The sequence below is a fragment of the Methanobrevibacter cuticularis genome (genome assembly GCF_001639285.1).
Taxonomy (GTDB): Archaea; Methanobacteriota; Methanobacteria; order Methanobacteriales; family Methanobacteriaceae; genus Methanobaculum; species Methanobaculum cuticulare.
On the sequence record NZ_LWMW01000076.1, the window covers coordinates 1 to 552 of the forward strand.

Genomic DNA, 552 nt, shown 5'->3' on the forward strand with positions numbered 1-552 from the left:
CAATTCTTTAATAAAATTTAAAAGAACTGCACGAACTTTTGATCTATCAACTTTTTATTGTGAAATAAGAATTAATAACATGGAATCTAAAGAAAATACAGCTAAATTACAGTTATTAATAGATGAATATACCAATAATCTCAAATCAATTCGAAATAAAAAATTTGACAGGAAATCCGTGAAAAAAGATGTTATTGAAGAAGAATTAATTGAAAAGAAAGTGAAAATTTTGGAAGATGGTTTAAAAAAAATGGAAATCGATGGTTTCGATGAATTTATATCTAATCAAGAGAAATTAATTAATTTATTGGATTTAAAAGATTTAAATGATGAAATTATTGATGAAAAACTATTTAAAAGAGAGAATTTTAAACGTGGGAAGACTCAAAGTGAAAAAAGTCTTCTTTATCAGTTTGAAAAAGAATTAAAAGAAGGAGATTGGAAAGAGATGTTTGAAAATGAAAAAAGAATCGTGATTGTTTTGGATAATGCTAAAACACATATAGCTAAAATTGGAAAAACAATTGCAAAAATTCTTAATATAAAATTAGT

The 552-nt window shown here is 23.4% G+C and carries 1 protein-coding gene; it reads left to right on the plus strand.

Annotated features, from left to right (window positions below; all coding sequences use genetic code 11):
* Window positions 1-79 precede the first annotated feature (79 nt).
* The coding region (locus MBCUT_RS11215; protein ID WP_169805371.1) for a hypothetical protein at window positions 80-552 on the plus strand (473 nt) is incomplete at its 3' end.